This is a genomic window from Gloeocapsopsis sp. IPPAS B-1203, from assembly GCF_002749975.1.
Lineage (GTDB): Bacteria > Cyanobacteriota > Cyanobacteriia > Cyanobacteriales > Chroococcidiopsidaceae > Gloeocapsopsis.
On record NZ_PEIG01000005.1, the window covers coordinates 13,425 to 34,839 of the forward strand.

A 21,415-nucleotide genomic window follows, 5' to 3' on the forward strand; every position below is an offset into this window, starting at 1 on the left:
AGAAGGGGCAGAGGGTAGGCGAGTAGCGGGTAGGCGGGTAGTAGGGAAAAATAGCATTTTCGTCTCACACACTCCTACTCTTGCACTAATCACTTTTTCACTCGCTCCTAACCCCTCTTAAAAAGACTTGACATTTTTTCTAGATTTGCTGCTAATATAGTTAAGGTTGACCCATTGGGGCGTAGCCAAGTGGTAAGGCAGCGGGTTTTGGTCCCGCCATTCCTAGGTTCGAATCCTAGCGCCCCAGTTTGATAAAACTAGTAAACATTTTTAAAGCTTCTACAGCATGGTAAGAGGTAACGGGTAACTGGTAATTGGAGGTTTCGTTCTAACAGCCTTTTACTACTTAAACAAATCGACTTGAAAAATGCGGCTAAAGCAATCTTAATGGTGTAGTAAACCGTAGCTAAAAAGATTGCGTAAGCAGGCATGACAGCACAACCAACGATTCTCGCACTTGATTTTGATGGCGTCATTTGCGACGGGCTGAAAGAATATTTTGAGACAGCTTGGCGTAGCTACTGTAATATTTGGCTACAAACAGACGAAACGCCACCAGATAATTTAGCCGAAAAGTTTTATCGGTTACGACCAGTCATTGAAACAGGTTGGGAAATGCCAGTATTAATTGCCGCTTTGCTAGCAGGAGTCGCAGAAGAGCAAATTTTGCAAGATTGGAATGCGATCGCCCCCGCGATCGTGCAGGAAACTCACCTTCAATCTGCTGCTATTGCCCAGAAACTCGACTTTTTACGCGACAAATGGATTACAGATGATTTAGCAAGTTGGCTTGGTTTACACCGCTTTTATCCTGGCGTTATCGAAAAACTCAACTCCTTAATGAATAGCCCCATCCAGGTATTTATTGTGACTACTAAAGAAGGGCGGTTTGTGCAGCAACTACTGGCACAACAAGGAATTCATTTACCAGCAAAATCAGTATTTGGCAAAGAAAATAAACGTCCCAAATATAAAATTCTACACGAGTTAATCACTGCCGCAGAAACATTACCTGCTAGTTTATGGTTTGTCGAAGACCGCATGAAAACGCTAGAACTCGTTGCTCAACAGTCAAATCTTGACACTGTAAAACTATATTTAGCCGATTGGGGCTATAACACAAGCGATGAACAACAAGCTGCCCAAAATCACGATCGCATCCAGCTGCTATCACTTTCTCAGTTTGCTGATGATTTTTCAACTTGGGGTTAAATCGTCATGGTTAATGGATATCCTTGTCAATTATCAGTTACCAGCCTTTAAGTTATAGCAATGGTCAATTATAGTTAGGAAATTGTAGAAGCTCAGAACTGTTGTCTTGTAAAGTTTGCTCAACGGAACGCTAGTTCCTACAAAACTGACCTCTGCTATACCTTTATTTCTACTCACTTACTATACTTTGATTGAGAAATGCTTACTATTAAGCACCCTCAATAGTCTTGACTTTGATATTAAGGCAAGATCTTCCTGCTGCAAGATAACCTCCGTGACGCTATTTCTCTGTGTTCCGGAGTTTATCAACCAGTGTTCTCAATATCAAGAGAAGTACCCCATTCAGAAAGTATGGACGATTCCGTTGCACGAGCCTAAACGCCAAAGCAGTGAATATCGCCAGTGGTTTGACCTTCGTCCAGGGTTGTGGTTGCTAATTGATGACTACACGCTGCATGACGATCTCATTATGGAAACAGGAACGGGTGAACCCTTTGAGCCTTGGCTATGCTTTGAACTGAGTTTTATGCTTTCAGGCAACAATCGGACGGAAGAAGTGCGATCGCATGAAAATTTTTTGTCAGCTGTAATTGGACTGTAGTGTATCGTTAAAGTTGGGGATCGATTTAGGTGGAGTACGAGTGCGATCGCCTCACGATGCTTGTAACGACTATCCCAATTATTGAGTCGTGCCTCTAGTTAAGCTAAGTTCTGGATATTAATGTCCTAACTATATTGACCATTGCGATACTTTCCACATTCGTTGGTCAAACCTAAACTGCAATGGTGGTTCAAGTGAAAGTTGCAAGTCTGGATGTTGAGGATTGAGCAGGTAGTTGAATTCAACAGGAATAATTGCCGAAGGAACTTTAAGCACAGGTGTTTGCCGCTCTTGGAGCCACCGCTTACCGATATTTTGTAACACTAGATAAGCTGCTGGTTGTTGCCAATCTTGGGGTAGGCTACTGACATCTACTTCGCCGATCGCAATATCTTCTGGTAAAAAGGCGCGAATAGCAACGAGGGGGATGCGATCGCTCTCGGTGTGGACAAAAACTTCTAAACTTGCAAGAGCTAGATCGGCAGTGTAGACAACTAAAAAGCCTTGAGGAGTCCAACGTCCTGGTGCATAAAGTCCACCTGTACCAGAAAAAGCACTGTCTTGATGCTTGGTTTTACAAATTCTCCAGACTTGCACTAGCCGAATATGCCGTATTCAGCACGGTAGAGGATTTGTTCAACAAGTTTGGCTCCAGCATCAGTAGCCAATGCTTTCAAAGGAGAATTTCCTTCTAGTGCGGCTTTCGGTGTAGATAGCCAGCGCTGGGTTTCTTTCTCATCCTCAAATAGCTCCAAAGCTTGGTTGTAAATTCGACTAAAGCGCTCTAAACGGTCGGCGATCGCCGGCTTAAGAACTGAATTTTGCTTCTCGTAGCGAAACTGAGTACTCTCAGAAATCCCAAATAGCTGCTTGACATCATTTTTGTCTAGGGAAAAACGGTTAGCTATATTTTTAATCGCTTCGTACCTCAAGCCTTTTAGCTGAGTGCTTGTAGCAGTCTGGTTTTTTACCTGATCTGAACGTACTTATTTTACAGATTGAGCCATATCGGTGTTTCAAATGACATTAAAATTATATCAATTGAAATAATAGCTGTTATTTAATCTTATTGCTGCACCCTCCACTCAAATTGTTTCTTAGGAGAGGGATATCTTAATCGCTAAAAAAGAATATAAGCTAGAAGCTAATAGCTAAAAGCCCATAGCTAATCATGCTCGATTTAACAAAACTCGCAAAAGCGATGCAAGGCATTAGCCAGCATCTCACCTTAGAAGCTGCTGCCAGTCGTCAGCGCGTAGAATTAGCCCAAGAGTTATTTGCGGACGCATGCACGCGACAAGCCGAATTAGTGGAGAAACAGCAGCAATGGCGCGATCGCATTCTGTTCAGCATCGCTACACCTGTTGAACCTCTTGATACTGCGGTTGACATTCCTATTCCCCCAGCAGTTCACACCGTCATTGCCACTGATGGCTCGCAGATTGCCCCAAATCAGCACGAAATTGCTTACTGCTACCTCCTCAATATCGGGCGCGTTGTCTTACACTACGGGCAAAATCGGCAACCATTATTAGATAGCTTACCCGAAGTGTTTTATCTCCCTGAAGACTTGTATGTTTCACGTCAGTGGGGAATTCGTACGGAAGAATGGATGGGATATTGCCGTACTGCGTCAGAAGCCACTGTTTTGGCGGAATTAGCAATTGTAGGGGCGAGGGGCGTGGAGCGTGGGGCGAGGGGTGAAGTACCACTATTGGCAATGGTGGATGGTTCGCTGATTTATTGGTTTTTAGAGCAATTACCTTTAGAAGCCCGCGATCGCATTTTACCGCCGATTTTAGATGCTTGGGATCAACTTAAAGATGCCGGAATTCCCATGATGGGATACCTCAGTGCTTCGCGTAGTGGAGAAGCTATTAACTTTTTACGCTTACAAGCGTGTCCGCACGAAAATCCTGATTGCGTGACATATTGTCCTAATCTTGTTGTCGAAAAAGCGCCGTGTCAAATGCTCGATCCCCTGCGAGATATTGCACTATGGACGTCTAGCCTCAAGCCAGGACAACGCAGTACTCTATGGCGCAGTTCGCACCGCATTCTTGACTTGTACGGTTGCCATACTGTTTATTTTTGCTACGTTCATGTAGGAACAGAAATCGCCCGCATAGAAGTCCCAGCCTGGGTAGCAGAAAACCAAGCGTTACTCGATCAATCCCTCAGCTTAATGTTGGCACAGGTACAAAAAGGATATGGTTATCCTGTAGCGCTTGCAGAAGCACACAATCAAGCCGTGGTTCGTGGTGGCGATCGCGCGCGTTTCTTCACCCTCCTCGAACAACAAATGATTAAAGCTGGTTTACGCAATGTCGGAATTTCCTACAAGGAAGCCCGCAAACGCGGCAGTATTGCCTAAAAGGGATTAGTTTTGAGTTTTGAGTGATGAGTTTTGAATAGATAGAAAAGAGTATTCTCCTCTGCTTTTTCAATTCCCTGACTTCTCATTCGGGTTCATCACTCAAAGTTTCAATTAATAAATCTACTTGCTGCTGTCTTTGCTGGAGAAAAGTTTCGCATTGACGTAAATATTCAACAGCTGCTGTAAATTTCTCAAAGACCTCTTCTAATTCCAACTCCCCAGCTTCAATTTGCGCAATAATTCTTTCTACTTCGGCAACCTTAGCTTCATAATTCCAGTCGGGTTTGAGTGTTGCATCTACTGCGTCAGAATTGACTACCTTACTTCGTCTAGCCATAAATACCCGTTACTAAGTGCTTTTGATTTGATAAGTAGCCTACTTGGACAGCAAAAGACGGCTATCTCACATTAAATCAAGTTCAATGACTTACTTTCAATTCATGATTTCTGTCACTTCGACTTTAACTTGACCTTCACTCAACTGAATTGATAGTTTTTGTCCTATTGTTAAGTCACTAGCACTACGCGCGATCGCTCCCTGCTCTTGTCTAACTACAGCGTAACCTCGCTTTAGCACTGCTTTAGGATCGAGACTCGCTAACTTCTGCTCTAAAAACTGGCAGCGTAAAGTTGCTTGCTGTAACTGCTGCTTTGTTCTGGTGACAAGTTGATGACGCTGCGATGCTAATAACTGTCTTTCTTGGGGAATTTTTTGATCTAAACGTAAACGTCGCAAACGAATTTTAAATTCCTGTAACTGATTTTCTGTGTTCTTTAGCTGCTGATACATGACTGCATGCAAAGTTGTTACTCTTTGCTGATGTTCAAAATAAAGTTCTTGTAATTCAGGGACAACCTGTACTGCTGCTGCTGTGGGAGTATGGACGCAAACATCGGCAACTAAGTCAGCTAAAGATTCATCGCGTTGATGACCAATACCCGTAATCACGGGAATCGAGCATTGGGCGATCGCTCTCACTACGCGTTCATCATTAAAGCAAGCTAATTCTTCAACCGCACCACCACCCCGCGCCAAAATTAAGACTTCTGCTCTACCATCTTGTTCCACTCGTGCAATTGCCTTTGCGATTGAGCTTGGTGCTTGCTCACCTTGAACTAAAGCTGAAGAGAACAATATGCGCACTCCTGGATAACGACTGCGGAGTGTTTTTTGAATATCACCCCATGCAGCACCCGCAGGAGAAGAGACAACTGCAATTGTCTGAGGATGGATCGGGAGCGATCGCTTGCGTTCAACGGCAAATAACCCTTCGGCTTCTAAGCGGTTACGTAGCTGGCGATAACGTAATGCTTGTAAGCCATCGCCTGCTGGCAAAGCTTGCCATACAGTTAACTGATACTGTCCTCTTTGAGGATATAGCCGTAAACTTCCCAAAACAATTAACTGTTCTCCGCGTTGAGGTATTTGTGTCAGTTTTTCTATTTGACTGTGCCACACCACACAGTTGATCGCGGCTTTGCCTTCGGTATCTTGTAGTGTAAAAAACAGCCCCTTAGAGTGCCCATTAGTGCTAGAAACTTCACCAATGACCCAAATGTGGTGTAACTGGGCATTTTCCTCTAACAGCGCCTGAATGTAAGCGGTTAACCCAGCTACAGAAATTGCAGTATCCGTCACTAAATCTGCTTGATAAAAAGTCATTACAAAACTAAAAGAACAGTTAGTTGTCAGTGGTAAGCTTAAAACTATTATCTCTTATGTATAAGCCAAAATTTTTGGTTAAAAATCTTACTAAATTACTACGTAGGATAAACGTAGATTCATGGTTCAGCCGTTTATTGAGGGTGACTTGTTTTACCATTAAAACTCGGCTCGAAGTTTCATGCAAAAGTTGAGAAAATCTAGCTAAAATAGTATATCTGCACTAGTCATAACTCCCAGAATAATTTTAAACCTCCCTACTTAGAGGCAATAATGGCTATTGATACAACTGATACATCCGGAAAACAAAAAGCCCTGAATTTGGTGCTAAACCAAATTGAACGCAGCTTCGGTAAAGGAGCAATTATGCGTCTTGGTGATGCCACTCGAATGCGGGTGGAAACAATTTCCACGGGCGCGTTAACTCTAGATTTAGCTTTGGGCGGTGGTTTACCCAAAGGGCGAGTCATCGAAGTTTATGGTCCAGAAAGTTCTGGTAAAACGACAGTAGCACTGCACGCAGTTGCAGAAGTTCAGAAAAATGGTGGTGTTGCTGCATTTGTTGATGCGGAACACGCCCTCGATCCTACCTATGCTGCTGCACTGGGAGTTGATATTGCCAATTTACTGGTTTCTCAACCCGATACAGGGGAAGCGGCTTTAGAAATTGTGGATCAGCTCGTCCGCTCGGCAGCTGTAGACATTGTCGTAGTAGACTCAGTAGCTGCACTTGTTCCCCGTGCTGAAATTGAAGGCGAAATGGGTGATACGCACGTTGGTCTTCAAGCTCGTTTAATGAGCCAAGCGTTAAGGAAAATCACAGGTAATATTGGTAAATCTGGCTGTACTGTCATATTTCTCAACCAGTTGCGCCAAAAGATCGGTGTGACTTACGGCAACCCAGAAACAACTACTGGTGGTAACGCTCTCAAGTTTTATGCTTCAGTTCGACTCGACATTCGCCGGATTCAAACCTTGAAAAAAGGTACCGAAGAGTTTGGTAATCGTGTCAAAGTTAAAGTTGCTAAAAACAAAGTGGCACCACCTTTTCGAGTGGCAGAATTTGATATTGTTTTTGGCAAAGGTGTTTCAACTCTAGGCTGTATTGTTGACCTAGCAGAAGAAACTGGCGTTGTTGTCCGTAAGGGAGCTTGGTACAGCTACAACGGCGATAATATTGCTCAAGGTCGTGATAATGCCATCAAATATTTAGAAGAAAATCTTGAACTAGCGCAGCAAATTCAGCAGATAGTTCGAGAAAAGCTGGAAATGGGAGCAGTTGTTTCTGCTAATTCAGTTGGAGAAACTGAAGACGATGCAGAATTAGATGCTGACGAATAATTACAATTATTAGGAGTGGTAAGACAAGTTAAGTCTATTTCACTTCTAGTACTTTGTTAAGTTAAAATCCCTAGCTGTGCTGTACGAGCTAGGGATTTTATTTGGATCTGATCTTTGCGCAGTTGCGTCCTATAAACCTAAGTAGCGATCGCTTTGCCACCTGCTGAGACTAATAGATTTAGAGTGCCACAATATCTAAACCTTTTTGCTCAGCAATATTGGTGATTCATTAGGGGAAACAGAATGTTTGACTAAATTAGCAAGTTCTTGTAACTGACTAATTGCTTCAGCGCCCTCTAACTTCATAAGTTCGCGATCGTCACGCATCTCAGTCCAAGTGATGCCATAATCGGACACGAGAAACCGAATCAAATGGTTGTCTCCCAAGCTAACCATAAATGAGGCGCTGCTCATTTGCCCGCCACAGGTATAACATGATGCCAAATAACCACGTCGCTCTAACACGGTTGCCAGAGCTTGCAGGTTCATCACGAGATCCTGGACATATTGTCGGTGTTGTTCTGCTAATCTGAGAAACACGGTCGTCCTCCAAACACCACACTTAATTGTAAACCTATTTTTAGATTTTCTTTATATTTACCTAAAAATATATTTATTTCAGAGGTAAATATTCTATCTAAATTCAGATAAACATTTACATAGATACAAGCTAACTGATTATTTGCTAATTGACTGTATGCAAAAAGTCATATTTCTTGCTTAAATCTACAGACTGTCACTCTCACAGAGTGTTCCTGTCGTTAGCAGTGGCTAGAAATAACGCAAAAGTCAAGTCTGGCTCACCTAATACTCTGCTATTTAAGAGTGACAATAGCAAACGTAAATTTTTATGACATTTATGAAAAATCAATTTAGTCAGAACTAGGTCACTTGCCACCAGCCAAAAGCTGGACCAATAAACCGAACAGTGATCCACCAAATAACTAGAAAGCCAATACCAAACCAAGCACCGCGATTGCTCCATTTACTAAATTGTTGGGCTTGACTTTTGGTGATAGGAAGCCAAGAAAGGATTTGAGCTTCTTTACCGTAGTTCTCCCCTAGTGCTGCTTTACGACGCTTTGCTTCGCCCATAGTCCTATTCCATTCTGAATTTTGAGATTGTAGATTGAAAAAACTGAATAAATACTCAGTAATCAGTCTCGTAGTCAATGTCAAACATCTGCTGTGCCTTGATAATAGCGCTCCTACCAGCACGACAGCAATGGGCAAGAGGTAGGCGGGTAGTAGGGTAGTAGGGTATGAGGGAAATTGACAATTATCTTTTACACTCCCACACTCCCACACTCTTACTAATCATTAGCCAAAGCGCCACTCATCACTCATCACTAATCGCTCGCTCCTAGTCCCTTAATTGGCTGGAGAGAGGAAACTGGAATCTAAATAATCAATTCTAGCCATAGGACTAAGAGCAGCTAGAATTTGAGAGCCATAACTACGGTGTAAGACTCTGCTGTCGAGCAAAGCAACTACACCTTGGCGATCGCGAACTGGGGCGATCGCGCGGGCTAATTCATTCAAAGCAGCTGGCAAGAGGTAAAAACGAAACCAATCTTGATGCTTGTGCTTGTAGTAAGCAACTCGCCCCGCTACCAGGGGATTTTCTAAAGAAGGGAGAGGTAACGTGGCAATAATCAATAATTGTGGAGTTGGGAATTCACTTTGATGCTGTCGCCAAAAGTCCCAACCAGTTACTAAGATCCCGCGATTGTCTAAAGTCGTTTTCTCAACTTGTACCCGCGAACCAAATTCTGCAGCTAAAGTTGCACCAACTTGTGCCTTGAGAGGTACATCTCCTACCAAAATGACAGTTGCTCCAGGAGATGCCACAGTTAAGCTCAGGAGCGAAAGTACTTTCTCAATAAATGCAGTTTGAAATTCTGGTGTATTTGGTAAAGGTAAGCGATCTGGCAAATAAAGTTGAATAAGATTCTCACGGCGATCGTCAGAAAACTTTAGACAAGTTAATTCGCCCAAACCCAAGTTTCTACGATAGATGGGAGCTTCAGCCTCTTGATCCAAAGCACTTCCAATTAAAACAACCGGTTGTCTAGACCAAATTGGGGCAAGTGCAGATGCAACTTCCACAGGCGTAGAGTGGACGGAAAATAAGCCTTGAGAGCGCGAAATTGTTGCCCAAAGTAGTTGATTGTCGCGCGGGTGTTGCCAAAATTTACGCCAAGCATCTGGCATCCAGAGGTCATGTGAGGATGTAGCGAGTTGCTCAGTATCATCGCTGTGTCGCGCTTGATCTTTTGTGCAACTTATTTTTAGGCTTTGATAAAGACTAGCGAGAATGTCTTGTTCTTGGTGCGAGCATAGATAGCACTCGTAAGGATTAATTGGATGTTGAAAAACAGCTTTTGTCAGTTGTACTCGTGCATTGCGAATAACTTCTACCTGTTGGGGAAAAGCGAGCATCAATTCATCCCAATCACCAGTTTGAATACTTGCCGTAAGTTGAGTTCGAGTCCACATTTCCAGATCATCTACGCCATCAAGAATTGTAGGAATACTCGTAGGAAATCCTTTTCCTGCCAACTGCGCTGCTAACCAAGCTGTAGGAGAGACGATCAATAACCCTTGAAAATTATCGTAAGCCCAAGAATCACCTGTGAGAATTTTTTTATCAGTTTGCAACCACTGCTGGAGTGGCGGAATTTCAACACGCAATAATCGCTGCTGCACTTCCTCAGGAGCAACAATAATCACAGGTTCTTGCCACATTAATGCGGGAGCAAGATAACTCAGGCGATATCGTCCTTGATAGCCACTACCAGCCCCGACTTGAATTAAAGCACTACGCTTGAGCCGCAATCCTCGTGCTACCAACCGTGCCATCGTTAAATGATGATGCCAGGAAGCTTCGCCCTGCGATCGCAGGAAGTTATGCAGTGAGTAGTGGACTTCTGCTTCAATCACGTAGTTTTACTCGTACTATCAACTTAGTTTGCTCACACCTGTTTTATTATGAATGCAAACACAAGGCGACTGGAAGTAGGGTTGTGTAAACACAATAAAGTCTTCCTTGGTAACTGTTACAACCACTGAGAAGCATAGGTATAAAACCGAAATACTCACTCATCGATATCGCAGTGTAGGGAGGCTTTATGCAGTGTAGCTAAATTTAATGCGATCGCGCTTCCCTGAAGTTAAGAAGTACATGTTTGGATACTTACATACTAGAAAACAGACATTGTAACTCTTGACAAAAGCAGACTATTTCCCTGAAGCATTCAGTTCCAAAACCACTTTGATACCATGCTCTGGTCGCAGAGTAATTGAAGGCTGCGGCACAATCGGAACAGGCAAAAGATTGAGATGAAACTTCTGAGCAACTGTTGCGAGTAATAAAATAGCTTCCATGAGTGCAAAACCTTTGCCAATACAAATGCGTGGTCCATCACCAAAAGGAATATAAACGCCTCTGGGCAGTTGTTTTTCTAAATCGTCTGCCCAGCGTTCTGGCTTAAAAATTTCGGGATCAGCAAAATACCGAGGATTACGATGCATTACCCACTGGCTAATCATAATCGTACAGCCTTTGGGTACGTTGTAGTCACCAATTTGACAATCCACTGCAGCTTCGCGCCCAAAAATTGCAACTGGTGGATAGAGTCGCATCGATTCTTTTACAATCATATCGGTATAACGCAATTGCGGAATATCAGCGACAGTAGGAGAACGTCCATTAAGTACTTCTTGCAACTCAGTTTGGAGTTTAGCTAATACTTGAGGATGTTGAGCAAGTAGCATCCATGTCCAGGTCAACGCGTTTGCTGTTGTTTCATGCCCTGCTAACATCAAAGTTGCCACCTCATCGCGTAATTGGCGATCGCTCATTCCAGTACCATCGTCCTCATCACGCGCCTGCATAAGCATTGAGAGTAAATCTCTAGGATCTTCACCGCTAGTGCGTCGTTGCTCAATAATGCTGTAAATCGTCGTGTCCATTTGACTAATAGCATTGCGATAGCGAATATTTTCTGGTCGAGGAAACCATTCCCAAATCAAAAAATTCTGCTGGCGCTTACTTTCAAACCAATTCATTGCGACATCCAACGCATGAGCGATCGCTTGTGCGTTTCCTTCATCAATGTCTTGATTAAATAGACATTTCATCACAATATTGAGAGTAAGACGCATCATATCGGCATGAATATTCCGCGTTTCTCCATCCTGCCAGGTAGTCAGCATTCGTTCGGCATATTCGACCATTACCGTGGCATAACTAGCAATGAGCTTTTGGTGAAACACAGGCTGCACAAGGCGGCGCTGGCGAAACCACGATTCACCCTCGCTTGTTAATAATCCTTCACCCAATAAAGTACGCAATGCCCGAAAACCACGACTTTTAATAAAAGAGTCCCTGTCTTTGAGGATTTCCTCAATTAAATCAGGATGCGTGACTAGACATGTCGGAGTTAATCCCAAGCGCATTGGCACAATATCACCATACTCCCGCGCACAATGCGTTAAAAAACCTAACGGATCTTGGCTCAAGTCGAGTAGATTCCCAACTAAAGCCTTGCCTTCTGGTCCTGGTAATTCAAAAATATCTTGTACCATGATGTCCCTGATGATTTCTACTACGATGCGACCCATACCCCCAATTTATCGAGGCTAACAAAAAGTGACGGGCTGATCGTTAATAGCTTTAGTTCCGCTGTGAGTGCAAAGATGTTAGCTCAAAGACAATCTTGGTTTCAGTTTTAAAGCTATGTCGTCATAGAGCAGTAGCACTGGGTTTACAATTATGGGCAAGAGTCTTTGTAAAGTAAATAGGATGTTTTGCTGCACCAGTGCACAAAGGGCATCACTAGAACGTCTTTGTGCTGAACCTGAGTCAGAATGTTTAACCAAAAAATTGCTTAGGAATTAATCCTGATGAAGCTATAAGTTGAGATAACTACACTGCGACAGGAATTGCAACGCAAGTTTATAATCGAAAGCATTGCCAGTCTGTATAGTTCCTCAGTGGCTCTTAAATAATTACCATGTCTGCCGATCACTCTTCAAATTCTCAAAGTACCTCAAGTCTAGAAGAAATCCGTGCTGCGCGTTTAGAAAAAGTTGCTCAACTTAAGCAACTAGGGATGAATCCTTACGCTTATCGCTGGGAAGTTACGCACCATACAGCACAACTCCAAGAAAAATTTGCCGATTTACCAAACGGTGAAGAGGTTGATGTCGAAGTTGCGATCGCCGGTCGTATCCTCGCACGTCGCGTTTTTGGTAAACTTGCTTTTTTCAGCTTGCAAGACGAAACTGGCACAATTCAACTATACCTGGATAAAAAAAGAATCCAGCAAGGCATGGCAAGTACCGATCCCGATGCTTTTAATCACTTGAAGCAGCTAACGGATGTGGGAGACATTCTAGGAGCCAAAGGTACCATCAAGAAGACAGAAAAAGGTGAGTTATCGGTTAATGTCAGCGAGTACGTGATTCTGACTAAATCTTTGTTGCCTTTACCAGATAAATGGCATGGTCTCACAGACACCGAAAAGCGATATCGTCAGCGGTATGTTGATTTAATTGTGAATCCAGAAGTACAGCAAACTTTTCGCCGCCGCGCTCGAATTACTGCTGGAATTCGTCGTTATTTAGAAACACAGGGCTTTATTGAAATTGAAACTCCTGTCCTACAAGCAGAGGCTGGAGGCGCAGATGCGCGTCCGTTTATCACCTACCACAATACGCTGGAAATGGAGTTGTATCTGCGAATTGCGACAGAACTACACCTCAAGCGGATGATTGTGGGTGGATTTGAAAAAGTATTTGAGTTAGGGCGCATTTTTCGTAATGAAGGCGTTTCGACACGCCACAACCCAGAATTTACATCAGTAGAAGTTTACCAAGCTTACGGCGACTACAATGACATGATGGCGCTGACGGAGGATTTGATTGTTACTGTGGCGCAAGAGGTATTGGGTAAGCTGCAAATTACGTACCAAGGTGAGGCCATTGATTTAACTCCTCCTTGGCGGCGCGTAACAATGCATGATTTAGTCAAGGAAGTTACAGGACTTGATTTCACAGCATTTTCTACACTTGAAGAAGCAAAAATCGCGGCAGCGAATGCAGGGATTAATGTTGAGGAATGTGATTCGATTGGTAAAGTTCTCAATGAAGCATTTGAACAAAAAGCCGAATCTCAACTCATTCAGCCAACTTTTGTTCTCGACTATCCTGTAGAAATTTCACCTTTGGCTAAGCCGCATCGTTCCAAGCCTGGTTTGGTTGAGCGATTTGAATTGTTTATTGTGGGTAGAGAGACAGCAAATGGTTTTTCTGAGTTAACTGATCCGATCGATCAACGTCAGCGACTTGAAGCCCAAGCAGCGCGTAAAGCAGCCGGAGACCTCGAAGCACAGGGCGTTGATGAAGATTTTATCACTGCCTTAGAGTATGGAATGCCACCAACTGTAGGTTTAGGTATTGGAATTGACCGCTTGGTGATGCTATTAACAAATTGTGCGAGTATTCGCGATGCGATCGCTTTTCCATTACTCAAATCCGCTAGCAGCTTGATCAAAAAATACGATTACGATCCCGCTCGGAAACTTCTCCAAATTGAATTCAAAAATGGCAGTATCTACAACTACCAAGATGTTCCCGCTGATATTGCGCAAGGCTTAGAACAGGAGACTTCTCAAGGACATTATTTCAACGAATACATTCGCGGTAAATTTGCATACGACCAAGTGCGGTTGAAAAGTGATTGATATAAGGGATCAGAGGTTAGGGAAGAACAGTAATAATATTTACCTAAAACCTAATCACTATTTCTTGGCTTCTCGTTTCTAGTTAACAATCCTTTAGCCTACTTCTACAAGAAATCTAACGATGCGATCGCAACCTCTTATGGAGATGCGGAGATTACAGGAGAACGATTGTCAGCTTTTAGCTTCCGCCATTTGGTTGTTGATCCCAGAGTCAGATCGAGGCGGCAATATCGCTAGCCATGCTTATCTAAAGCAAGCCTTGGCTGATAAGAATTGCTATTTCATTTTGTGTGTAGTTGATTCAACTCCCATTGGTTATTTGAGTGCTTTTCGTTTTCCCGCTGTAGAGAGTACCAGCTTCCAAGTGTACTTGTACGATATTGTCGTTGATGAAAAGTTTAGGAGAAAAGGGATAGGAACTCGAATGATTGAAGAGCTTAAGAGGTGTTGTATAGAAGATCAAATTAGCCGCATTTGGGTCGGAACATCTTTGGATAATGAAGCTGCAAAGAGGACTTTTGAGATCACAGGTGCGCGGAAAGTTGGAGAGACATATGTTGAATACATTTACTATCTTGACGAGGGTGCATAAGGCAAAAGAAATGTACACACCGCATAACAACCGCGTGCAGCCAACCCGCCTCATCGCGTTGCTCTCAAGAAGCGCCCCCTCACTCCTCGCTCCTAGTTAGAAACTTCTGCTAACTCGATGACACGTCCTTCGAGATCTTTGACTAAAAAGGTTAACGGTTTTTGACTGAGAATTTTGTGCTTTAACCCGCGAACTTCCACACGCATTAAGATTTGTTCTAAACAGTCGCGGTCAAAGCAAACATGACGTTGCTGGTTCTTTCTACCCAAACCAGCACCAGAAACTACATGCAATTGAGTATTTTTCTTGAGTTGATACCACAGCCCATCAGGAGCATTCAAACTACGAGTTGTACCAATTCCTGGACTAGCAGACATATATAATGGGTCAATTCCTGCTGCACCAATGGTTTGCTCATAGTTGTAGTAATAGTGTAATGGCACATCAGCAGCGGGTAAATCAAGCAGTCCTTCATACAACTGTCTAGCTATTTCCATATCTGACACCATAACGGTGTGTACTTTAGGCGCGCTGGTCAGAAATAGCCACATAGCACCTGCATAGGCGGCTAGTAGCATAACCATAATTCCTTGCGTGGAAAACAAGGTGTCGAGTCCTGGGAAAAAAGCACCTACAGTTAAAGGCGAAAGGAGAGACATATTACCAAAAACTAAAAACATTAATTTACAAGGGTTTGAGCGATAATTTGTATTAAAAACGGCAACTGCTGTCTTGCTTGAGAGTGCGATTAATTCACTTTGAGCAATCAAGTGTTGCTGAGCTAAATATTTTTATGTATACATTTCTAGTTTATCAATGACAAAAAATCTAACTTTTATATTATGCGTTAAGCATTTATACTGGAGCAAACGAGCGAGAAGTTCCTCACTTAAGTTTTACGTAAATTTAGTAAGCGATCGCTATTTTGATAAAACAGCAAAAAAGTGAGGATAACCACTCCTCACTTTTCGGATGAAGTTTTTGAGAGTAGATGGAGGCAACTCACTAATTAACTAAGACAGCACCATCTTGTTGTACTCGAATTGTTGTTCGATCCTCTGCTAAATCAGTTGTGGCGTCTAATGTAACTTCCAACAATCCCATTGAAGTTGCACTCATAGTTGGTCTAAGTAATCCTCGATCTTGTCGGGAAAATGTTAATGATACAGGTGCAGGTAGATCGCGTAGTGTCACTTCTGACTTTCCTGCAAGGCTGCGTTGTTCAGTATTACCAATGACTTGATAGAAAATCACAGCATTGGTTGTATTAGTCAATCTAATATTCACTCTCCCATCAACAGGCATTACTCTTGCAATAGGAGCTTGTTGTTGTTCTGGTAGCGGAGGCTGAGTTACAGAACTAGGTGCTGGAGTTGAACTGGGAGGAGTACCAGGTAGAGGTGTTGGTGGTGTAGTCGCGCTAGGTGCTGTAGGTGGACAAGGTGAGGGAGGCGTTGTTCCTGGAGTTGTAGGTGATACTGGGATATCAGGACTTGGAGATACTGGAGTTTGGGTACGGTTATAGGGCGCTTCGTTGAAAATGCTTGGTTTAGGGTTAAGCGATGGACTACCAGGACTCGGTTGTAATTGAGAATATAACTGACTTTCTCTGGGGACGGCAAATGCTGCGCTTCCAGATATTATTGGCATTATTATTACCGTACTGAATACAGTTAGAAATTGGATTTTTTTTAAATTATGTGGAGTAACGTTAAACATTTTTACCTCTTGGGCAAACATTCAACTTTGTTTAGTTTGATCGACTTATTTAAAAGTACTTTTTTCATCAAAAGCTATAAAATAGCTGCCTTCATCCTTTCTCTCGACTGGATTATATGCTAAAAAAAATTAAGTTATGAGTTAATTAAAGCATTGAACTCATAACTTAACTATACTCAACTATTTACTATGAATTAAGCTTCTTCCCAGAGTTGTCGAACTTTTCCAGGTAGATATTGAGCAATTTCCTGACTTCGTTCTTCCGATAATTCCTCTTTAGTTGCAGCAAACACAGCTTTGACGGCTTGGTCGCGGTCTATATCGTAACCTGTTGCTGCCATTGGTGATTCATTTTTAACGCGCGTTAAAAAGCGTTCGTCATTAACATTGGAAATATCAGTAGGATTGTGACGATTTGAATGATCAAAAGGCGCGCGAATCCTGCTTAAGAAGCCAACAATAGGATTAGTATCGCGCCAAAGGTCTGCGATTTCCATTTGTAGCGCTTTATCCTCTGTGGGCAACACTTCTTTGTGTAACTCTTTTTCTACTTGGTCAGAGGTTTCTGTGGGCATCAAATCGCGCATGGCACGGTAAATTACCTCAGTGACATCCCTAGCATCAAAAATATCCTCAAATCCCCCTTTGATCATTACCTTTTCTAGAAAAGGCATATCTTTTGTGGCAATCGGAACTGATACCCCTTCTTTGAGAGATTTAGGAGGAGTCTCCTCCATTTTTTGGAGCATTCGCTTACCTTTTTCGGTGAGTTCTGCTGATTCAAAGGTAATTAAATGCGGTAAGGGACCATCTTCTGCACCAAAAGTATTAGCAACTCTAAAATCAACTTCTTTAGATTCAACTGCACTAGGAACGTCTTCTTGGTTGGCATAGGCATTTCCTGAAAATTCTGCCTTGATATATTGTGTTTGATTGAGATAATCGAGATGACCTAATAATTCAGCTCTTGTTATCTGTATGCCTGGGAAGAAGTCACTTTCCTCAAAGTTAACTTCGTGCATTCCTTGACCACTATCATTAATTTTATTGAGGATGATGTAGACAATATCTTCTCTAATGGGAATGGGCATTGCACTTTTCCTAATTCTAAATTGTTAACAGTAGTAGCACTATGAGTACAGGTATTTGATTTTCCAGTTGTGACCCTATTTTCTTACAGGAGCGGAACTGAGTAAACTGACGAGGGATCAATTGCGGCAAAGCACTACAACTGATATCAAAAAAGCAATTAGCTTTTAGTTGAAATAAACGGATAAATCCGATAGTTTGAAACCAAGATATTATCCATTGATTAAGGGAATTAGCTAATTGCTAACCACTAGTCGCCAATTGTCATGTCACTGTAAATTATTAGGAATAATTACTTCATTGCATCTGTCACAGGAAGCATTTTGATAATTTTTTATTTTTAAGGATGAGTATTAAGACTCAGTATTTAGCGGTAAAGTAACAGTAAAAGTTGTGCCTTGATGTAAGAGACTTTCTACTTGAATTTGACCGTGGTGATTCTCGGCGATCGCGTTGGCGATCGCTAAACCAAGACCTGAACCTGTGGGAATAGCAACCGGAGTTGTTGCAGTATGAGTGCGCGCAGGGTCTACGCGATAAAAACGATCAAACAATCGTGGTAAGGCTGTTTCAGGAATACCAATACCTGTATCACTCACCTTAACTTGCAGCAAAGCTATACGAGTCGCCAGCGGTGAAGCGATTCTCGTCAACTCAACATTGACTTTACCACCGTGTGGTGTGTAATGTACTGCGTTAACGATTAAGTTGGTAAACAAACGCACGAGTTGATTCCAATCACCTTGAAGTGTAAACCAATCCTCAATCAGTTGCGGGTTATGCGATTCAGGCGCTTCAATTAAATGTAGCGACAGCGTAATATTCTTTTCAGTTGCGGGTAGTTGTTGTTCTTCCACCACTTCCATCAGCAAAGCATCCAAAGGACACGCAGCAAAACAGGGCTTCACAATGCCGCTATCTTGGCGTGCGAGAAAGAGTAGATCGTCTACTAAACGACCTAATCGTTGAGTCAGCCTTTCAATGACGGTTAACTGTTGGTAGTATTTAGCACCAGCACCTGAAGCTTCTAAAAGTTCAGGATCAGTCAGTGCTACTTGGACATTAGTTTGAATGAGGGCAATTGGACTTCTCAGTTCGTGGGAAGCATCAGCAGTGAATTGTTTGAGGCGTTGATAAGATTCGCGTACGGGTTCCATTGCTTTTCCCGAAAGAAACCAACCACAAAAGGCAACAGAAAGCACCATTAACCCTGTGCCAAGACTTAAGTCAAAAATTAATTGGCGGATTGGTTTTGTGACTTCAAACCACGGATGGCTAACGCGCAAATACCCTAACACTTGTCGTCCAACTTCAACTCTTTCGGTCACTTGTCGCAGTAAGAGTGGAGTGTAATCTTCCTGTCCTGCGACTGCATCTTGATCTCGAATAACCTTGACAGTTTCACCAGTGCGATTTGGATGAACTAGAAGACCTAATGGTTCAGATAAAGTTGACCATAGAAGTTCGCCGGTGGGGCTAAACCACTCCAAATCAATATGGTCGTCCTCGACAGCATCTGCATTATCTCGAAAAGTCGCTTCGATGTTGATGCGAAATTGGTCAGCATTCGTTGTGGTAGATTCAATCACAAGCGATCGCTCGACAACCTCGACAACGTGATTGAGAGTATCGTCAATTCGCTCGATTAATGTACTGCGAACATACAAATAAACTCCACTAGCAAACACTAATAGTAGTACAGCCGTAACTGCTGTATACCACAAAGCCAAACGGCGACGAGTAGCTTGAAACATTTTGAATTTTTGAGCTTAAGACTACGGTAGTACATCCGCTTCGCTCGTTGCTAGTAGTACGTGGTTAGTCCTAAACACAAGCTAATTGAACTATTGATGCCGCTATTTTAAGCGTATACAGTATCATTTTATTGCTTTGCTCAAGTTCCAAGTGCCAAGGTAAATGCAGCTGCTGCCAAAAATGCTGCTATTGCCCGAATATGGTTCCAAAACGTCCAGTTGGTTAGGTAACTAGCCCACAAGTTCGCACCCTCAATGGTGTCTGGCTTGACTGTCGCTAGCGCTTCATTGAGTGGCACATTAAACACGATTGTTACTAGCACTGTACCGACAAGATAGAGGAGGCTACCAATAAGCAAGTAAGCAGCGCCAGGTTGATGCCACTTTGATAGCGAAAAAATAGCTAAAAGAAGGCAAGATAGAGATGTTCCAAATAAGGCAGCCATGAACAAGGGATTAATTGCTGTGATATTGATCGATTGCATGGCAATGATACCTTGCGTTGATGGAAGTCGGGCAAGTGCGCTCATTACGAAAGTCGAGAAGGCAAAGAAAACTCCGGCTACCAACCCGCAGCCTAACGCTGCAAAAAGCTGCAAAACAACAGGTAAGTGGTTAACAGTTATCATAAAGCCTCCTAATGTTGTTGCAACGCTTTACGCCACTAATTGAGCAACTTGGATACGCGCAGCTGCGATTGATCGCGCTAAACTTGTGCCACCGAACTCATCATTTTCAATATGAATAAATGTGATATCGGTGATGCCAATAAATCCAAAGATTGCTCTTAAATATGGATCTTGATAATTGAGCTTCTCGTTATGCTCACCAGGTGCAAAACCAGAACTACCTCGCGCTGTAATCACAAACATTTTCTTACCCAACACGAGTGGTTTGTAAGGATTTGCAGTATTTTCTGGTTCAAACGCGAAGGTTCGCCCCACACGCACAATCTGGTCAATATAAGCCTTAAATGTACTGGGTACGCTGAAATTGTACATGGGTATGCCGATAACGTAGAGATCAGCTGCTAAAAACTCATCTATGAGGCGATCGCTAATAGAAATTGCCTTTGATAGTTCAGGTGTGCGTTGCTCTAGCGGTGTATAAGCTGCGGCAATCCACAGTTCATCGACATGGGGAACAGGATTACGACCAATATCCCGATAGGTGACAAGATCAGAGGGATGAGTTTGCCTCCTCGCCTCAATGAATTCTCTTGTCATGCGACGCGAGTGCGATCTTTCTCCTCTAGGACTAGAATCAAGGTGTAGAATGCGAGCCATATTTCCTCCTGATCTCTCACCATTTCAGCTTAGGCAAACGATTTAGACTCAGCTATCTGATTTTTGTGTAATTATCAAAATCTTGCGGTCTGTTTTCAGGCTACTTGGTAGAAATCACCCAAACGTGAAGACAATTGAGGACGAAGTGGGTTTGGAGCATGAAGACAACAGTCCCGTATCAACAAGCAACAACCTGTGTGCCCGTTTTGTCTAGTCAAAATCAAGATTGGGAAAATATTCTGGTTGAGCAATTTCAACATCCTGCAGGTGAGGGCTGGTGTCATTACAGCGAGGAACACGCAATTAGTTTATCACTGGCATCCCGTCCAGTTCGCTTGCTGCAAACGAGGGAAGGTAAAACCTATGTGGGGCTATACGGGAAAGGCGACATTTCTCTAACGCCTGCAAAAACCCCGTTTTTTGCCCGCTGGGATAGTGATGACCACTACTTGCAGATTCGCATTGCGGCACGTTTCCTTCAGCGCGTTGCTAGCGAAACGATTAACATCAATTCCGATCGCCTTGAATTACTTCCCGAATTTCGGACACGCGATCCGCAAATTGAGGCGATCGCTATGCTGCTGCTTGCTGAACTCAAACAAAAACATCTAGGAGGAAGGCTCTATACTGAATCACTGGCAAATGTGTTAGCAGTGCATTTGCTCAGACAATACTCTGCGTCTGCACCTCACTTGGCAATTTATGAAGGCGGTTTAACCCAGCGCCAACTTGTGCAAGTTTTGGAATACATTAACGAACATTTGAGTCAAGACATTAAGCTTGCAGACTTAGCTCGGTTACTGGGCATGAGTCAATTTCACTTTAGCCATTTGTTCAAGCAATCACTAGGGATAGCTCCTTATCAATACCTACTTCAGCAACGCGTAGAACGGGCAAAGCAGTTGTTGAAACAAACCGATCAATCAATTATAGATATTGCCTTCTTGTGTGGATTCAACAGTCACAGTCATTTAAGCAAACAATTTCGGCAGTTGACAGGTATGACACCCACAGCCTACAGAGCGCATTAAA

General features: G+C 42.9%; 20 protein-coding genes, 1 tRNA gene and 1 pseudogene. 8 read left to right on the forward strand and 14 right to left on the reverse strand.

The features are described 5' to 3' along the window. Nucleotides 1-175: 175 nt before the first annotated feature. The 3 genes from CSQ79_RS09970 to CSQ79_RS09980 all read left to right on the forward strand — a co-directional run bounded on the left by CSQ79_RS09970 (nucleotide 176) and on the right by CSQ79_RS09980 (nucleotide 1,813). A tRNA-Gln gene (locus CSQ79_RS09970) sits at nucleotides 176-247 on the forward strand. 182 nt (nucleotides 248-429) lie between these two features. Next, nucleotides 430-1,212 carry an HAD family hydrolase gene (locus CSQ79_RS09975; RefSeq protein WP_099701039.1) on the forward strand — a complete coding sequence of 261 codons (783 nt, stop codon included), beginning with the start codon at nucleotides 430-432 and terminating at the stop codon, nucleotides 1,210-1,212. Between the two features lie 274 nt (nucleotides 1,213-1,486). Continuing rightward, complete coding sequence (locus CSQ79_RS09980; RefSeq protein ID WP_099701040.1) at nucleotides 1,487-1,813, forward strand: hypothetical protein; 327 nt, start codon at nucleotides 1,487-1,489, stop codon at nucleotides 1,811-1,813. A gap of 129 nt (nucleotides 1,814-1,942) precedes the next feature. Here CSQ79_RS09980 and CSQ79_RS09985 read toward each other — a convergent pair whose 3' ends face one another. Then, a complete protein-coding gene (locus tag CSQ79_RS09985; RefSeq protein ID WP_099701041.1) occupies nucleotides 1,943-2,410 on the reverse strand; it encodes an RES family NAD+ phosphorylase in 468 nt (155 codons plus the stop codon). Then, a pseudogene (locus CSQ79_RS09990) lies at nucleotides 2,410-2,748 on the reverse strand (Xre family toxin-antitoxin system antitoxin); the annotation flags it as partial. The gene CSQ79_RS09985 and the pseudogene CSQ79_RS09990, both read right to left, overlap by 1 nt. A gap of 236 nt (nucleotides 2,749-2,984) precedes the next feature. Here CSQ79_RS09990 and CSQ79_RS09995 point away from each other — a divergent pair. Then, the gene (locus tag CSQ79_RS09995) at nucleotides 2,985-4,187 is read left to right on the forward strand and encodes a DNA double-strand break repair nuclease NurA (protein WP_099701043.1); all 1,203 of its coding nucleotides are present in this window, start codon (nucleotides 2,985-2,987) and stop codon (nucleotides 4,185-4,187) included. 85 nt (nucleotides 4,188-4,272) lie between these two features. Here the strand turns inward: CSQ79_RS09995 and xseB are convergent, their stop codons facing one another. Next, on the reverse strand, nucleotides 4,273-4,527 hold the full coding sequence (xseB, locus tag CSQ79_RS10000) for an exodeoxyribonuclease VII small subunit (protein WP_099701044.1): 255 nt from the start codon (nucleotides 4,525-4,527) through the stop codon (nucleotides 4,273-4,275). Between the two features lie 96 nt (nucleotides 4,528-4,623). Next, nucleotides 4,624-5,853, reverse strand: coding sequence for an exodeoxyribonuclease VII large subunit (xseA, locus tag CSQ79_RS10005; protein WP_099701045.1), 1,230 nt, complete (start codon nucleotides 5,851-5,853; stop codon nucleotides 4,624-4,626). A 273-nt stretch (nucleotides 5,854-6,126) separates the two neighbouring features. Here xseA and recA point away from each other — a divergent pair, with 273 nt between their 5' ends. After that, the gene (recA, locus tag CSQ79_RS10010; protein ID WP_099701046.1) at nucleotides 6,127-7,194 is read left to right on the forward strand and encodes a recombinase RecA; all 1,068 of its coding nucleotides are present in this window, start codon (nucleotides 6,127-6,129) and stop codon (nucleotides 7,192-7,194) included. A gap of 195 nt (nucleotides 7,195-7,389) precedes the next feature. On the opposite strand, the gene CSQ79_RS10015 is transcribed toward recA, so the two are convergent. From CSQ79_RS10015 to CSQ79_RS10030, 4 genes are all read right to left on the reverse strand, one after another. After that, nucleotides 7,390-7,734 (reverse strand): DUF1815 family protein, encoded by a 345-nt coding sequence (locus CSQ79_RS10015; RefSeq protein ID WP_099701047.1) that lies wholly within the window; start codon nucleotides 7,732-7,734, stop codon nucleotides 7,390-7,392. A gap of 342 nt (nucleotides 7,735-8,076) precedes the next feature. Next, on the reverse strand, nucleotides 8,077-8,289 hold the full coding sequence (locus CSQ79_RS10020; RefSeq protein WP_099701048.1) for a DUF2839 domain-containing protein: 213 nt from the start codon (nucleotides 8,287-8,289) through the stop codon (nucleotides 8,077-8,079). A 276-nt stretch (nucleotides 8,290-8,565) separates the two neighbouring features. Further along, nucleotides 8,566-10,137, reverse strand: coding sequence for a helicase C-terminal domain-containing protein (locus CSQ79_RS10025; RefSeq protein ID WP_099701049.1), 1,572 nt, complete (start codon nucleotides 10,135-10,137; stop codon nucleotides 8,566-8,568). A 297-nt stretch (nucleotides 10,138-10,434) separates the two neighbouring features. After that, complete coding sequence (locus CSQ79_RS10030; RefSeq protein WP_099701050.1) at nucleotides 10,435-11,784, reverse strand: cytochrome P450; 1,350 nt, start codon at nucleotides 11,782-11,784, stop codon at nucleotides 10,435-10,437. Between the two features lie 428 nt (nucleotides 11,785-12,212). Here CSQ79_RS10030 and lysS point away from each other — a divergent pair, with 428 nt between their 5' ends. Together lysS and CSQ79_RS10040 are read left to right on the forward strand one after the other, a co-directional pair. Continuing rightward, a complete protein-coding gene (gene lysS, locus CSQ79_RS10035; protein ID WP_099701051.1) occupies nucleotides 12,213-13,943 on the forward strand; it encodes a lysine--tRNA ligase in 1,731 nt (576 codons plus the stop codon). Nucleotides 13,944-14,064: 121 nt separating this feature from the next. Next, on the forward strand, nucleotides 14,065-14,535 hold the full coding sequence (locus CSQ79_RS10040) for a GNAT family N-acetyltransferase (RefSeq protein WP_289501006.1): 471 nt from the start codon (nucleotides 14,065-14,067) through the stop codon (nucleotides 14,533-14,535). A 92-nt stretch (nucleotides 14,536-14,627) separates the two neighbouring features. Here the strand turns inward: CSQ79_RS10040 and CSQ79_RS10045 are convergent, their stop codons facing one another. The 6 genes from CSQ79_RS10045 to CSQ79_RS10070 form a co-directional block, all read right to left on the reverse strand. Beyond that, complete coding sequence (locus CSQ79_RS10045; RefSeq protein WP_099701342.1) at nucleotides 14,628-15,215, reverse strand: glyoxalase-like domain protein; 588 nt, start codon at nucleotides 15,213-15,215, stop codon at nucleotides 14,628-14,630. 325 nt (nucleotides 15,216-15,540) lie between these two features. Beyond that, nucleotides 15,541-16,185: a hypothetical protein gene (locus CSQ79_RS10050; protein ID WP_099701053.1), complete on the reverse strand. Its 645-nt coding sequence runs from the start codon at nucleotides 16,183-16,185 to the stop codon at nucleotides 15,541-15,543. A 263-nt stretch (nucleotides 16,186-16,448) separates the two neighbouring features. After that, nucleotides 16,449-17,345 carry a DUF2267 domain-containing protein gene (locus CSQ79_RS10055; RefSeq protein ID WP_099701054.1) on the reverse strand — a complete coding sequence of 299 codons (897 nt, stop codon included), beginning with the start codon at nucleotides 17,343-17,345 and terminating at the stop codon, nucleotides 16,449-16,451. 351 nt (nucleotides 17,346-17,696) lie between these two features. Then, entirely contained in the window at nucleotides 17,697-19,097 is a 1,401-nt protein-coding gene (locus CSQ79_RS10060) for a sensor histidine kinase (RefSeq protein ID WP_099701055.1), read from the reverse strand. Between the two features lie 140 nt (nucleotides 19,098-19,237). After that, nucleotides 19,238-19,726, reverse strand: coding sequence for an anthrone oxygenase family protein (locus CSQ79_RS10065; RefSeq protein WP_099701056.1), 489 nt, complete (start codon nucleotides 19,724-19,726; stop codon nucleotides 19,238-19,240). Between the two features lie 27 nt (nucleotides 19,727-19,753). After that, nucleotides 19,754-20,383, reverse strand: a complete 630-nt coding sequence (locus CSQ79_RS10070; RefSeq protein ID WP_099701057.1) for an FMN-dependent NADH-azoreductase — start codon at nucleotides 20,381-20,383, stop codon at nucleotides 19,754-19,756. Between the two features lie 158 nt (nucleotides 20,384-20,541). Here CSQ79_RS10070 and CSQ79_RS10075 point away from each other — a divergent pair, with 158 nt between their 5' ends. Next, nucleotides 20,542-21,414 (forward strand): helix-turn-helix domain-containing protein, encoded by an 873-nt coding sequence (locus CSQ79_RS10075; protein ID WP_099701058.1) that lies wholly within the window; start codon nucleotides 20,542-20,544, stop codon nucleotides 21,412-21,414. The last annotated feature ends 1 nt before the right edge of the window (nucleotide 21,415 follow it).